The organism is Amycolatopsis coloradensis, assembly GCF_001953865.1.
GTDB classification, from domain to species: domain Bacteria; phylum Actinomycetota; class Actinomycetes; order Mycobacteriales; family Pseudonocardiaceae; genus Amycolatopsis; species Amycolatopsis coloradensis.
Window position 1 is genome coordinate 139,888 of the sequence record NZ_MQUQ01000019.1, and the last position, 14,871, is coordinate 154,758.

10 protein-coding genes and 1 riboswitch are annotated in these 14,871 nt (G+C 68.5%); of the genes, 6 read left to right on the top strand and 4 right to left on the bottom strand.

The window, feature by feature from the left end:
• Positions 1-15 precede the first annotated feature (15 nt).
• The 6 genes from BS329_RS32470 to BS329_RS32495 all read left to right on the top strand — a co-directional run bounded on the left by BS329_RS32470 (position 16) and on the right by BS329_RS32495 (position 10,917).
• Positions 16-2,970: a ribonucleoside-diphosphate reductase subunit alpha gene (locus BS329_RS32470; RefSeq protein ID WP_076165667.1), complete on the top strand. Its 2,955-nt coding sequence runs from the start codon at positions 16-18 to the stop codon at positions 2,968-2,970.
• Between the two features lie 74 nt (positions 2,971-3,044).
• On the top strand, positions 3,045-4,121 hold the full coding sequence (locus BS329_RS32475) for a ribonucleotide-diphosphate reductase subunit beta (protein ID WP_076165670.1): 1,077 nt from the start codon (positions 3,045-3,047) through the stop codon (positions 4,119-4,121).
• Positions 4,122-4,195: 74 nt separating this feature from the next.
• A riboswitch (cobalamin riboswitch) is annotated at positions 4,196-4,416 on the top strand.
• A 102-nt stretch (positions 4,417-4,518) separates the two neighbouring features.
• Positions 4,519-6,792, top strand: coding sequence for a 5-methyltetrahydropteroyltriglutamate--homocysteine S-methyltransferase (gene metE, locus BS329_RS32480; protein ID WP_076165673.1), 2,274 nt, complete (start codon positions 4,519-4,521; stop codon positions 6,790-6,792).
• Between the two features lie 138 nt (positions 6,793-6,930).
• Entirely contained in the window at positions 6,931-8,376 is a 1,446-nt protein-coding gene (locus BS329_RS32485) for a cytochrome P450 (protein WP_167480041.1), read from the top strand.
• 208 nt (positions 8,377-8,584) lie between these two features.
• On the top strand, positions 8,585-10,435 hold the full coding sequence (locus BS329_RS32490; RefSeq protein ID WP_244197384.1) for a putative bifunctional diguanylate cyclase/phosphodiesterase: 1,851 nt from the start codon (positions 8,585-8,587) through the stop codon (positions 10,433-10,435).
• A 17-nt stretch (positions 10,436-10,452) separates the two neighbouring features.
• A complete protein-coding gene (locus tag BS329_RS32495) occupies positions 10,453-10,917 on the top strand; it encodes a peroxiredoxin (RefSeq protein WP_076165682.1) in 465 nt (154 codons plus the stop codon).
• On the opposite strand, the gene BS329_RS32500 is transcribed toward BS329_RS32495, so the two are convergent.
• From BS329_RS32500 to BS329_RS32515, 4 genes are all read right to left on the bottom strand, one after another.
• Complete coding sequence (locus BS329_RS32500) at positions 10,904-11,434, bottom strand: GNAT family N-acetyltransferase (RefSeq protein WP_076165685.1); 531 nt, start codon at positions 11,432-11,434, stop codon at positions 10,904-10,906. The two genes, BS329_RS32495 and BS329_RS32500, sit on opposite strands and share 14 nt — an antisense overlap.
• 57 nt (positions 11,435-11,491) lie before the next feature.
• The gene (locus BS329_RS32505; RefSeq protein ID WP_244197385.1) at positions 11,492-12,664 is read right to left on the bottom strand and encodes an LCP family protein; all 1,173 of its coding nucleotides are present in this window, start codon (positions 12,662-12,664) and stop codon (positions 11,492-11,494) included.
• Positions 12,665-12,790: 126 nt separating this feature from the next.
• Positions 12,791-14,053: an SAM-dependent methyltransferase gene (locus tag BS329_RS32510; protein ID WP_076165691.1), complete on the bottom strand. Its 1,263-nt coding sequence runs from the start codon at positions 14,051-14,053 to the stop codon at positions 12,791-12,793.
• A gap of 23 nt (positions 14,054-14,076) precedes the next feature.
• Entirely contained in the window at positions 14,077-14,772 is a 696-nt protein-coding gene (locus BS329_RS32515; protein WP_076165694.1) for an alpha/beta hydrolase, read from the bottom strand.
• Positions 14,773-14,871 lie beyond the last annotated feature (99 nt).

Sequence of the window (14,871 nt, forward strand, 5' to 3'; positions counted from 1 at the left end):
CCATTGGAGACACGCATGTCAGTGGAAACCGGTCAGCGGCCACCTTCGTCTTCGGACACCACGCCCGCGACCGTGCGAGTCATCCGGCGGGACGGCAGCGTGTCCCCCTTCGACGCGAACAAGATCTCGGTCGCCGTGACCAAGGCCTTCCTCGCCGTCGAAGGAGGTGACGCGGCCGCCTCGTCGCGGATCCACCACCTGGTCAACGAACTGACCGAGCAGATCGAAGCCACCCTGCTCCGCCACGCCGGTCCCGAGACCGCGCTGCACATCGAGCAGATCCAGGACATCGTCGAACTCGCGCTGATGCGCGGCGAGCACCACAAGGTCGCCCGCGCGTACGTCCTTTACCGCGATGAGCGCGCGAAGGCCCGCGAGTCCGAGAAGCCCGCCTCGTCCGACGTCGCCATCAGCGTCAAGGCCGCCGACGGCTCGATCCGCCCGCTCGACTGGGCCCGCGTCTCGCACGTGGTCGGCGAGGCCGTCGCCGGACTCGACGACGTCTCCGCGGAGCCGGTGCTGGCCGAGGCCAAGCGCAACCTCTACGACGGCATCAGCGCCGACGAACTCGCCCTCGCCCAGATCATGGCCGCGCGCGTGCTCGTCGAGCAGGAGCCGAACTATTCCTACGTCAGCGCCCGGCTGCTCGCGGACAAGCTCCGCGGCGAAGCGCTCAGCTATCTCGCGGGCTCGCCGCAGCTGGCCAGCCAGGACGAGATGACCGCCCGGTACCCGCAGTACTTCCGGGACTACCTCAAGCGCGCCATCGAGCTGGAACTGGTCAACCCCGAGCTCCAGACGTTCGATCTGGACAAGATCACCGCGGCCATCCACGCCGAACGTGACCTCGACTTCGGCTTCCTCGGCCTGCAGACCCTGTACGACCGGTACTTCCAGCACCACAACGGCGTCCGGTTCGAGCTGCCGCAGGCGTTCTTCATGCGCGTCGCCATGGGTCTCGCGATCCGCGAGGACAATCGGGAATCCCGTGCCATCGAGTTTTATGAGCTGCTGTCGTCGTTCCACTTCATGGCGTCCACCCCGACGCTGTTCAACTCGGGCACCACGCGCCCGCAGCTGTCGTCCTGCTTCCTGACCACGGTCGACGACGACCTGGACTCGATCTTCCAGGCGTACAAGAACAACGCGCTGCTGGCGAAGTACTCGGGCGGTCTCGGCAACGACTGGACCCCGGTCCGCGGCCTCGGCGCGCACATCAAGGGCACCAACGGCCAGTCGCAGGGTGTCGTGCCGTTCCTCAAGATCGCCAACGACACCGCGGTCGCGGTGAACCAGGGCGGCAAGCGCAAGGGCGCGGCCTGCGCGTACCTCGAGACCTGGCACGTCGACATCGAGGAATTCCTCGACCTGCGCAAGAACACCGGTGACGACCGTCGCCGTACGCACGACATGAACACCGCGAACTGGGTGCCGGACGAGTTCCTCCGCCGGGTCGAGGCCGACGCGCAGTGGACGCTGTTCTCGCCGAACGAGACCCCGGATCTGCACGACCTCTACGGCACCGCGTTCGCCGAGCGTTACCGCGAGTACGAGGCCGCCGCCGAACGCGGTGAGCTGAAGGTGTTCCGCAAGATTCGCGCGGTCGACCTGTGGCGCCGCATGCTGACCATGCTGTTCGAGACCGGTCACCCGTGGATCACCTTCAAGGACCCGTGCAACCTGCGTTCGCCGCAGCAGCACGTGGGTGTCGTGCACTCGTCCAACCTGTGCACCGAGATCACCCTGAACACCACCACCGACGAGGTCGCGGTCTGCAACCTCGGTTCGGTCAACCTGCTCAAGCACGTCACCCCCGACGGCCTGGACACTCAGCGCCTCGAGAAGACCGTGCGCACCGCGGTCCGCATGCTCGACAACGTGATCGACATCAACTTCTACACGATCCCGGAGGCGCGCCGCTCCAACCTGCGTCACCGCCCGATCGGGCTGGGCCTGATGGGCTTCCAGGACGCGCTGTTCGAGATCGGCGTGCCGCTGTCCTCGGACGAGGCCGTGCAGTTCGCGGACACCAGCATGGAGCACATCAGCTACTACGCGATCTCGGCTTCGACCGACCTCGCCGAGGAGCGCGGCCAGTACCAGACGTTCGAGGGTTCCTTGTGGAGCAAGGGAATCCTGCCGATCGACTCGCTGCAGCTGCTGATCGACGCCCGGCAGGGCGACGCGCTCGACGTCGACACCTCGTCCACTTTGGACTGGGCGCCGCTGCGTGAGCGGGTCAAGACCGTCGGCATGCGCAACTCCAACGTGATGGCGATCGCGCCGACGGCGACGATCTCCAACATCTGCGGGGTCGGGCAGTCGATCGAGCCGCTGTTCCAGAACCTGTTCGTCAAGTCGAACATGTCCGGCGACTTCACCGTGGTGAACCCGCACCTGGTCCGCTCGCTCAAGGAGCGCGGGCTGTGGGACGAGGTCATGGTGTCGGACCTGAAGTACTTCGACGGCAGCCTCGGCCAGATCGACCGCGTGCCGGACGACCTGAAGGCGCTGTACGCCACCGCGTTCGAGATCGAGTCGAAGTGGCTGGTGGACGCGGGCTCGCGTCGTCAGAAGTGGATCGACCAGGCGCAGTCGCTGAACCTGTACATCGCGGCGCCCAGCGGCCGCAAACTCGACGAGCTGTACCGCTACGCCTGGCACAAGGGCCTCAAGACCACGTACTACCTGCGGGCGCGGTCCGCGACGCACGTGGAGAAGAGCACCCTGCGCGGCACCGACGGCAAGCTGAACGCGGTCTCGGCCACCCCGGCCCCCGCCACCCCCAAGCCCGCCGCCCCGGCTCCGGCTCCCGCCGCGGTTTCGCCTTCGCCCGCCGCCGCGGTTCCGGCCGTTCCGGTGACCGCCCCGGACCCGAAGGAGGTCCCGCAGGTCTCCGACGTCGACTTCGTCGCCACCGACGGCGCCGCCTGCCGCATCGACGACCCCGACTGCGAAGCCTGCCAGTGACCACCCGGTCGTGAGTGGCGATTCGGGTTCCCACCCGAATCGCCACTCACGACCCAAGCTTGAAGTGAGCCTCCATGACCACCTTTGACGCTTCCGCCGACGCCACCGGCCTCGGTGAGATCGAAGTCGGCGCCGCCCGGATCAACGTCGACGACAAGCGGATGATCAACGCCCGCGCCGACGTCAACCAGCTGCTGCCGATGAAGTACACCTGGGCGTGGGAGAAGTACCTCGCCGGCTGCAACAACCACTGGATGCCGACCGAGGTCGCCATGCAGGCCGACATCGCGCTGTGGAAGTCGGCCGACGGCCTCACCGAGGACGAGCGCACCATGCTCAAGCGCAACCTCGGCTTCTTCGCCACCGCGGAATCCCTGGTGGCGAACAACATCGTGCTCGCGGTGTACCGGCAGATCACCAACCCCGAATGCCGCCAGTACCTGCTGCGCCAGGCGTTCGAGGAGGCCGTGCACACGCACACCTTCCAGTACATCTGCGAGAGCCTCGGCCTGGTCGAGGGCGAGCTGTTCAACATGTACCGCGAGGTCCCCTCCATCTCGGAGAAGGACGCGTGGGCGCTGAAGTACACGCAGAACCTGGAGAACCCGGACTTCGAGACCGGCACCCCCGAGGCCGATCAGAACTTCCTGCGTGACCTGGTCGCGTTCTACGTGATCTTCGAGGGTATGTGGTTCTACACCGGCTTCGCGCAGATCCTCTCGCTCGGCCGCCGGAACAAGATGATCGGCATCGCCGAGCAGTACCAGTACATCCTGCGCGACGAGTCGATCCACCTGAACTTCGGCATCGACTGCATCAACCAGATCAAGATCGAGAACCCGCACCTGTGGACCGAGGAGTTCCAGGCCGAGATCCGCGGCATGCTGACCGAGGCGTGCGAACTCGAGGTCGCCTACGCCCGTGACACCATGCCGCGCGGCATGCTCGGGCTGTCGGCCGAGCTGATCGAGCAGTACATGCACTTCATCACCGACCGGCGGGCGCAGCAGATCGGCCTCGCGCCGATCTTCGGCGAGACGGAGAACCCGTTCCCGTGGATGTCGGAGGCGATGGACCTCAAGAAGGAGAAGAACTTCTTCGAGACCCGCGTCATCGAGTACCAGTCCGGCGGAGCCCTCGACTGGGACTGAACCCTGTAGTACATGAAGGCCCCCTTCCTTGCGCCTAGGTACCGGAAGGGGGCCTTCATGTACTTCGGTCCGGTACGCTCCGGGGTGCTACTGGTTCGCCCGGCCTCCCAGGCCGGTCGAGGTAACAGGGAACCCGGTGTGAATCCGGGACTGCCCCGCAGCGGTATGTGGGAACGAAAGCCGTCACCGTGCGAGACACGGTAAAGCACTGGGAATGGCTCCCGGGAAGCGACGGCCGGTAGGAGCGAGCGAGTCGCCCACGAGTCCGAAGACCTGCCCGTGGTACGCGCGCCGACGGCGTGCGTGAGTCCGGGCCTCGTGGGATGGGCACGACCGAAGGGCGGTCACTCCCGCGCGCGCTCCGGGCTCTGCCAACAAGCTCGCGAGGAGAGAGCTAGTGACCGAAATCGGCACCACTGTGCTGGGCTACCCCCGGATCGGACCGGACCGGGAACTCAAGCGTTCACTCGAACGCTACTGGGCGGGCAAGATCGGCGAAGCCGCGCTGCTGGAGACCGGCCGCGCGCTGCGTACCCGGACTTGGCGGGAACTCAAGGACGCCGGACTGGACTCCGTCCCCTCCAACACGTTCTCCCACTACGATCAGGTGCTCGACACCACCGAGCTGTTCGGAGCGCTGCCGGAGCGCTTCACGAGGCTCGGCCTTTCGCCACTCGACACCTACTTCGCCGCCGCGCGCGGGGTGCAGGACGCGGCGGCGATGGAGATGACCAAGTGGTTCGACACCAACTACCACTACCTCGTCCCCGAACTCGGCCCTGACACGACGTTCTCGCTCACCGGCACCAAGCCGCTCGACGAGTACCGCGAGGCCCGCGCGATCGACGTCGAGACCCGGCCGGTGCTGGTGGGCCCGGTGACGTTCCTGCTGCTCGCCAAGGCCACCGAGGGTGCTCCGGAGGGCTTCCGCCCGCTGGACCTGCTCGACAACCTCCTCGACGGCTATGTCGAACTGCTGCGGCGCCTGCACGACGAAGGCGTCGAGTGGGTCCAGTTCGACGAGCCCGCCTTCGCCGCCGACCGCACCGAGCAGGAACTCAACGCGCTCATTCGCGCGTACCACCGGCTCGCGAAGGAGACCGCGCGGCCGAAGATCCTGGTCGCCGGGTACTTCGGCGGCCTCGGCCGCGGGCTGGGTGTGCTCGCCCGCTCCCCGATCGACGCGCTCGCCGTCGACCTCGTCACCGATGAGTCCTTTGTGGACGCTGTCGCGGCCGAGCCCGCCTTGCGTGACAAGGAGGTCCTGGCCGGAGTCGTGGACGGGCGCAACGTCTGGCGCACCGACCCGACCCGCGCGCTCAGCCGGGCGGCGACGCTGCTCGGCACCGCGAAGTCGGTCAGCGTCTCGACGTCGTGCTCGCTGCTGCACGTGCCCTACGACGTCGGGCGGGAGGCCGGACTCCACCCGCGCCTCAAGGGCTGGCTCGCGTTCGCCAAGCAGAAGGTGGACGAGGTCGTCCTGCTCGGCCGGGCACTGAAGGAGGACGGTGTCGACCTTTCCGCCGCCCGTGCCACGGCCGCGGACCGCGCGACGGCGGCCGGCCTCGCCGACGCCGGCGTGCGCGCCCGGCTGGAGGCACTGCGCCCGGAGGACACCGTCCGCTCGCCCTACGAGCGGCGTGCGGCCGCCCAGCAGGCCGCGCTGGACCTGCCGCCGTTGCCGAGCACCACGATCGGCTCGTTTCCGCAGACCACCGACGTCCGTAAGGCCCGCGCCGCGCACAAGGCGGGTTCGCTGGACGACGCCGGGTACGAAGCCGCGATGAAGGCGGAGATCGAGCGCGTCATCCGGCTGCAGGAGGACCTCGGCCTGGACGTGCTGGTGCACGGCGAGCCCGAGCGCAACGACATGGTGCAGTACTTCGCCGAGCGGCTGGCCGGGTTCGCCGCCACCGACTTCGGCTGGGTGCAGTCCTATGGTTCACGCTGCGTCCGGCCGCCGATCCTGTACGGCGACGTCTCGCGCCCGAAGCCGATGACCGTCGCGTGGGCGCGCTACGCGCAGGGCCTGACCGGCAAACCCGTCAAGGGGATGCTGACCGGGCCGGTGACGATCCTGGCGTGGTCGTTCGTCCGCGACGACCAGCCGCTGGGAGAGACCGCCCGCCAGGTGGCGCTGGCCATCCGCGACGAGGTGCACGACCTGCAAGCGGCGGGCATCCGCGTCATCCAGGTCGACGAACCGGCGCTGCGGGAGCTTCTCCCCCTGCGTGCCTCGGCGCATGAGGCGTACTTCGCGTGGGCGGTTTCGTCGTTCCGGCTGGCGACGTCCGGCATCGACGACGCGACGCAGATCCACACGCATATGTGCTACTCGGAGTTCGGTGAGGTGGTCAAGGCGATCGACGCGCTCGACGCCGACGTCACCAGCATCGAGGCCGCGCGGTCGAAGATGGAGGTCGTCACCGACCTCGGCGCGGCGGGCTTCGGCCGCGGTGTCGGGCCGGGTGTGTACGACATCCACTCGCCGCGCGTTCCCGGCGTCGATGAGGTCAGCGGGCTGCTGCGGACCGCCGTCGGCGCCGTGCCCGCCGAGCGGATCTGGGTCAACCCGGACTGCGGCCTGAAGACCCGCGGCTACGCCGAGGTGGAGCCCGCCCTGCGGAACCTGGTCGCGGCCGCGAAGGCGGTCCGGTCCGAGCTGGGCTGATCAGTACATGAAGGCCCCCTTCCTTGCGCCTAGGTACAGGAAGGGGGCCTTCATGTACATCCGCCGGGGTATTGTCAGAACGTCAATAAGGGTGCGAAGGTGGAGCGGTAGCCGATCTCAACACCGGAGATGGTCGCCATGACGAACGCTGTCGAAAAGGTCACCGGGGCACTGCGCGAGCGGGTTCCGCCGCTCACCTCGATCCCCCTGCCGCGTGCGGTCGACCAGCGCTGGCTCGGCGCGACCTGGCCGGTCCGCGAACTCGCGCCCGCCCCACCGGGTCTCAAACCCGTCCTCGGCGACGAGGGCCCGCCGGTCATCGGGCACGCGCTGGACTTCATGCGCTTCGGCATCGAGTTCGGCCTCAAACGCTACGAGACCTACGGCCCGGTCTCGTGGATGGGCGCGTTCGGCCGCCGCATCGTCGCCCTTTCCGGCCCCGAGGCCACCCAGATCGCGTTGGTGAACAAGGACAAGGCCTTCTCCCAGGAGGGCTGGAAGTTCTTCATCGAGCAGTTCTTCGACCGCGGCCTGATGCTGCTCGATTTCGGCGAGCATCACCTGCACCGCCGGATCATGCAGGCGGCGTTCACCCGGCAACGGCTCACCGGCTACGTCGACCAGATGGGACCGGCGCTGCGCGAAGGCGTCGCGGCCTGGGCGGGCAAGCCGAACCCGCGGATCTACTGGTCCCTCAAGCAACTCACGCTCGACGTCGCGACACGCGTGTTCATGGGCATGCGATCCGGCGACGACTCGGCCGCGATCAACCGCGCGTTCGTGAATTCCGTGCGCGCGGGCACGGCCATCGTGCGGTTGCCCGTTCCCGGCGGCCGCTGGGCGGCGGGGTTGCACGGCCGCAAGGTCCTCGAACGCTACTTCTCGGCGAATCTGCCCGCGAAGCGGCGAAGCGACGGCGACGACCTCTTCACCGCCTTGTGCCACGCCACCACCGAAGACGGTGACCGGTTCACCGACTCCGACGTCGTCAACCACATGATCTTCCTGATGATGGCCGCGCACGACACGTCGACCATCACCAGCGCCGCCGCCGTCTACCACCTCGCCAAGAACCCCGAGTGGCAGGAACGCGCGCGCCAGGAGTCCGTCGCGCTCGGCGACGACGTGCCGGACATCGAAGCGCTGGAGACCCTGACGACGCTGGACCTGGTGATCAAGGAGGCCCTGCGGCTGGTGGCCCCGGTTCCTTCCCTGACCAGGAAGACCGTGAAGGACACCGAGGTTCTCGGGCATTTCATTCCCGAAGGGACACTCGTCGGGGTTTCCCCCACCGTCAACCATTTCTCCCCGGAGCACTGGACCGACCCGATGCGGTTCGACCCGGACCGCTTCGGCGAGGCACGCCGCGAGGACAAGTCGCATCGCTACGCGTGGATGCCGTTCGGCGGCGGCGCGCACAAGTGCATCGGCCTGCATTTCGGGACGTTCGAGGTGAAGGCGCTGCTGCACGAGATGCTACGGGCGTACCGGTGGTCGGTCCCGGCGGACTACACCACGCGCTGGGACAACGTCTCGCTGCCCGTCCCGGCGGACGGCCTGCCGATCCGGCTGTCGGCACGCTGAACCCCGCCGGAAGAGCGACCACGATCGAGTACTCTTGGTAACTTCCGGTCACCACTTGTGTAGCGGCGATCACCCTTTCAGCCGGTAGACACCCCGTATCGCGCATGATGCCGTGGCACTACTCCCGGTCGGCTCATGCCTGGTGTGGGCTCTTGGGCTCGGACGCCTGGTCTGAGCTGGCCATCGACCGCGCATGAAGAGGTGAAGTGTGCCTGAGCCTGGTGCCGCGCCAGGGTTGGTGGACGTCGCTCGGAGATGGGCCGCGACGCTCGCTGACACTAAAGGAGTATCGCTTCCCCAAGAGCAACTCGAACAGCTCCTGCTCGGCGTCGCCAAGGACGCCGTGCGGACCGAGCCCGACCACAAACCGGCGCTGCTGCGCTTCTCCAAGCTCTATTCCGCCTCTCCTGTCGGGATCGCGCTCGCGGACTCCGAAGGCAGGATCGTCGAGGCGAACACCGCGCTCGGCAAACTCCTCGGATGCCGCCCCTCGACGCTGCGCGGTCGGACCATTCCCGAACTCGGCTCCACCGGGCACGACGTCACCCGGCTGCGGAACGGGCTCTCCCAGCTGATGACGCTGGGTCAGCCGACGCAGCAGGAGCGCATGCTGCTGGACCACGGCGAGGAAGGGGCGCTCTGGGTCGACGTGACCCTGACCGATCTACCCGGTGACCGGCCGGGCTCGGCCTACCCCGTGCTGATGGTCGCCGACGCCAACGAGATCCACCTGCTGCAGGAGCAGCTGCTGCACCAGAACGTGCACGACCCGCTGACCGGCCTGCCGAACGCCACCGCGTTCGGCAACGCCCTCGAAGCGGCGCTGGCCGGGGACGGCGGCGAGCAGATCGCTCTCGTCTACCTCGATGTCGACGGCTTCAAGGTGATCAACGACGGGCTCGGCGCGGGCGTCGGCGACCAGGTGCTGCGCGGGGTCGCCACCAAGCTCAAATCCGTGTTCGCAGGCAGGCACGACGGTTCCGTCGCCAGGCTGTCCGGCGACGGGTTCGCCGTCCTGCTGCGCGGTGAGTTCACCCCGCCGCAGGTGATCGCGCTGGTCGAGCAGGCACTGGAGGAGCTGGTCGAGCCGATCTACCTCGGCGGGCACGGCATCGGGGTCAGCGCGAGCGCGGGCATCGTCGTCCGCCCGGTCGCCGACGGCGGACCGGAGGACCTCCTCCGGGCCGCGGAGATCGCCCTCCACCGCGCCAAAGAAGCGGGCAAGGCGCAGTGGATGCTGTTCGACCCGGAACTCGACGCGCGCGACCGCGGCCGTTATCAGCTCGGCGCGGTCATCGCGGGCGCGCTGGAGAACGGCGAGTTCTCGCTGATCTACCAGCCGACGGTGAAGCTCGCGAACCCGGACCAGCTGGCCGCGGTCAACGCGGGGCTGCGCTGGAACCACCCGGAACGGGGCGAACTCGATTCCGACGAGTTCTATCCGCTGGCGCAGACCACCGGGATGACCATCCCGCTCGGCCGGTGGCTGCTGGCGGAATCACTCGCCGCCACCGCGCGCTGGCGGAACCGGTTCGGCGAGGCCGCCCCGGACGTCTGTGTGCGGCTGCCGAACCGGCTGGCCATCGACCCCGATCTGGTGCTGCTGATCAAAGAACAGCTCGACCGGCACAATCTCCCCGCACAGGCGCTGCGGCTGTGCACCGACCGCGAGTCCGTGCTCGGCCCGCGGGGCAGTGAGGTACTGGACTCCTTCGCCGTGCTGGCCGATCTGGGCGCCCAGATGGTGCTGACCATCTCCGGTTCGGCCGATCTGGAGCTGATCCCCCGGCATCGGCTGCCGGTCCGGCACGTCGTCCTGTCCGGCGCGGTGGTCGACGCGCTGGCCGACGGCGAGAACGAGTCGGACGTCCGCCACCTGTGCCAGCTGGTCGCCAGGGCCAAGGAACTGAAGCTGCGCATCGGCGCGGAAGGCGTCCGCGGTCACGAACAGGCCGAGCGGCTGCGGCGGCACGGCGTGCTCGCGGCGCGCGGCTCGTTCGTCGCCGATTCCGCGACCGGGGACGAGGTCGACGAGCTCATCGAACGGCACGCCCACTGACGTGACAGGATCCGTCCATGGACCAAGGTGACCTCGCCCCGGACTTCACCCTGCCCGACGACAAGGGCGAAGAGCGCACGCTGTCGGACTTCCTCTCGTCCGGTCCGGTCGTGCTGTTCTTCTACCCCGCCGCGATGACCACTGGCTGCACGGCGGAAAGCTGCCACTTCCGCGATCTCGCCGCGGACTTCGCCGAAGTCGGCGCGCACCGCGTCGGGATCAGCCCGGACGCCGTCGCCAAACAGCAGGAGTTCTCGGCGAAACACGGCTTCGACTACCCGCTGCTGTCCGATGTGGACGGTGTGGTGGCCCGGCGGTTCGGCGTCTGGCGCAAATTCAGCCCGCTGCACGCCAAACGGCACACCTTCGTCATCGACACCGACCGCAAGGTGCTCGAAGTGATCAAGAGCGAACTGAAGTTCACCGTGCACGCCGACAAGGCACTGGCGGCTTTGCGCGAGCGCAAGATCAAGGACGCTTGAGCCGCCAGATCCGGCTGACCCCCGCGCAGGCGGGGGCGAGCGGCGGTTCGGCGGCCTCTTCGCCGATCATCGTGAACCCCAGCCGCGCGGGCACGGCCCCGCTCGCGAGGTTCTTCTCGTCGTGCCGGATCTCGACCTCCGGCGCGCCGAGGCGGAAGGCCTCGGCGGTCAGCAGCCGCGCCGCCCTGGTCACGAAACCGCGCCCGATGTGGTGGCGGCCGAGCCAGTAACCGATCTCGATCCAGCCTGGCCGCGTCATCATGCCCGCGCCGCCGACGACCTCACCGCCGGCGAAGATCGCGAAGTCGTAGTTCGTGCCTTCGGCCCAGTTGCGGGCCGTGTGCTCGAGGAACTCCTTGGCCTCGGGCTCGCCGTAGCCGCCGGTGGCCCAGCTCAGCCAGGCACCGAGGTGCGCCGCGGAGTCTCCCGCGACAGCCGCCAGCGTGCCGAGCTGTTCCGGCTTCCAGCGGCGCAGGACGACGACGTCGTCGGTGAGGGTCTCGGCTGGCGCTTCCATCGGTCCATGGTGACTCACCGGAACTCCGGGCGCCTCCGGTTTTCCGCCGCCCCCGGATCAGGTCAGGATCGCGCTGTCCGGGATCTCCGTGTCGTTCTTCAGCGCGTCGAACAGCAGCTTCGACTTCGTCTTGTCCCAGTTCTCCGCGGACCCGTTCGTCACCGGGACCGTCGTGGTGACGACGCCGCCCGACGAGATCCCGCGCATCGCCAGCGCCAGTCCCACCAGGTTGTGCACGTGGTCACCCGAATCCATCGTCAGCGCGTCGGGCGCGGTCGACAGCAGCGGGAACAGTGAGAACGGGTTCAGCAGCGTGCCGGGGCTGCCGATCTCGCTGACCAGCGCGCCGATGAACTTCCGCTGGTTGGCGACGCGGTCGAGGTCCGAGCGCGGGGTGGCCGCGCTGTGCCGCATGCGGACGAACCCGAGCGCCTGCGGGCCCTGGAGGTCCTGGCAGCCCGGCTCGATCTTGATCCCGGTGAGGGTGTCCTCCATCGGCTTGTCGACGCACATGTGGACGCCGCCGATCGCGTCGACGATCTTGGCGAACCCGCCGAAGCCGATCTCCGCGTAGTGGTCGATCCGCAGGCCGGTGGCGCCTTCGACGGTCTGCGCGAGCAGCGCCGGGCCGCCGATCGAGAACGCGGCGTTGATCTTGTTCGTACCGTGGCCGGGGATCTTCACCTGGGAGTCGCGCGGCAGGCTCAGCAGGGTCGGCTTGGTGCTGTTGTCCGGGACGTGCGCGATCATGATGGTGTCGGTCCGCCTGCCACCGCCCGCCGCCTTGCTGTCGCCGGTGACCAGCTTCTCCTGCTCCTCGGGGGTCAGCCCGTCCCGGCTGTCGGAGCCCACGATCAGCCAGTTGGTGCCTTCGGCCGCGGCGGGGTGGTCGGAGTAGCCCAGCGCGTCGACGCGGTTGATCGAGAACTCCAGGTACACCCACACACCGGCGAGGAACACCACGAACACGGTCAGCAGGGTGAGCAGCACCTTGCCGAAGCCCCAGCGCTTACGCCGCCGCGGCGGGCGCGCACCGTCGGCGGGACGCCCAAGAGGGGGCTGCGGAGGGCCGGGACGGCGCGGTGGCGGGCCCGCGGGGCGTTCGTCGCCCCGCGTGCCCATCGGCCGCGTCCGCTCGTCGTACGGACTGCTACCCCGGCCAGGCAGCGGCATCATCTGCGCCGGCTGGTGCTGCCTGGGGCGGCCGGACGGCGGCCGTTGTGGCGGCATCCGTCGCCCTCGGTCGTCGCCTCCATACGTCATGCCGAATCACCCGTCCCGATATCGCGTGTGGGCCCAGTCAACCGCAGACCCTAGGTGAAGGACGTGCGGCACCCCGCATCGGTTGGGTGGCGTTCACCGCCCGTTGTCGGCGAATCCGAACTGGTGGACCTTGAGATATCCCGACCGGAACCCGGCCTCGGAGTAGGCGAGGTAAAACTCCCACATCCGTTTGAAGACGTCGTCGAAGCCCAATTCGGTGATTTCGTCCCACCGCTGGGTGAACCTTTCCCGCCACAACCGCAACGTGTGGGCGTAGTCCTGGCCGAACTCGCGCACCCCTTGCAGTTTCAGGCGGGTGTGCTCCAGCATGCCCTGTTCGACGGAGGTGGTCGACGGGATGAGGCCGCCGGGGAAGATGTACTTGTGCACCCAGGTGTAGGACCGGGCCGCGGCGAGCATGCGTTCGTGGTCCATGGTGATGGCCTGGAGCCCGAACCGGCCGCCCGGCTTCAGCCGCTTCCCGATGGTCTCGAAGAACGTCGGCCAGTACGACTCGCCGACGGCCTCGATCATCTCGACGCTCACCACGGCGTCGTACTCGCCGGTGGAATCGCGGTAGTCGCACAGCTTCACGTCGACGCGGTCGGCGTGGCCCGCCGCCGCGACGCGCTCGGTCGCCAGCGCCGCCTGCTCCTCGGAAATGGTCAGTGACGTCACCCGCGCCCCGCGCGCGGCCGCGCGGATCGAGAGTTCGCCCCAGCCCGTGCCGATCTCGAGCACCGTGCTGCCCTCGCGGACACCGGCGTAGTCGAGGACGCTGTCGATCTTGCGGTGCTGAGCGGTGGTGAGGTCGTCGTCCGGGCCGAACAACGCCGACGAATACATCATCGACGGGTCGAGGAACGCGCCGAAGAGGTCATTGGACAGGTCGTAGTGGCGGTGGATGTTCGCCCGTGACCCCTCGATGGTGTTCTCCTCCCCCGCCGGGTGGCCGCGGTCGACGAATCGGCGGAACCGTTGCAGCAGCGGCGGAATGAGCGTCGCCATCCGTTCCGCGAACGGGGTCAGCACCTCGGCGAGCGCGTCACTGGTCCAGTCGCCGACCATGTAGGCCTCGCCGAAGCCGATCTTCGCGTCCACGCCGAGGCGATGGAAGAAGGCCGCGGGACGGTTGACGCGCATCTCGGGCGCGTCCGGGCCGCCGGAGCCGAGTTGGGAACCGTCGGGCATCCGCACGCGGACGTTCAACGGGCGCACCGCCTGCCGGAACAACTGCTCGGCGATCCGCGCGCGGAACGGCGAATGCGGCGGGGTGGCCAGGCCTGGCCACCGCGCTTCGTCGGGTGTCGGCAGGCCGGACGGGCCTGCGGTCCGGTCGATACTCGATGTGGACATAAAGGTGCTCCCTCCCGCCCGGTCTAGACCGGGATCCGCAGCCGTTCGGAGCTCGGCCGGTCCCAGGCCGCGCTCAGCGTTTCGTCGTTTCCCCCGGCTTCGATCAACTCGAAGGTGAAAGCCCGCACGAGACGGTTCCAGACGCGAGACCTTCGAAGCATCGCGTGCCCCTCACCACCGATTTCGAAGCGCGCGGACCTCGATGTCACCTTCTCGGCGCGTTCCGCGAAGGCGTGCGAGGCCACCGGATCGGTCATCCGGTCCTTGGTCCCGTGCGCAATCAGCACGGCACGGCCTTCGACGGCGCCGATGGGCTCACCCGGTGGTGTCCACGGCGCCAGTCCGCACACCCCGACGACGGCGGGGTCGTCCGCGACGCGCAACGCGACCCGTCCACCCATCGAATGGCCGACGAGGATCACCGGTACACCCGGATGGTCTTCGTGGATTCGTTCCAGGGCCCAGCGCGCGTCGGCGAGCGCGCCGGTACCGTCGTCGTTCCAGCCGTAGATCCGGTTGCGCAGGAGCCGCACCTCGACCCCGTGCTCCCGGCTCGCCCGGTGGACGTCCTTCGCCAGCGGAACCATCCGCTGATACGCCAGCCGCCACGGCGGCACGCGGGCATGACTGTGCTCCGCGCCGCCGTGCAGCACCAGCACCACGGCGGTTACCCGGCCGCGTGCTCGCCAAGTCCGCACCACGGGATCAGCCTCGCTCACCCTGGCCCCTCCAGTCTCCCGAAACCCGGCCGCAGCGATCGGGTCAACCTCGATCATGACCCGATGCATTCCACTTCCGCCATTGGTCCACGCGATACA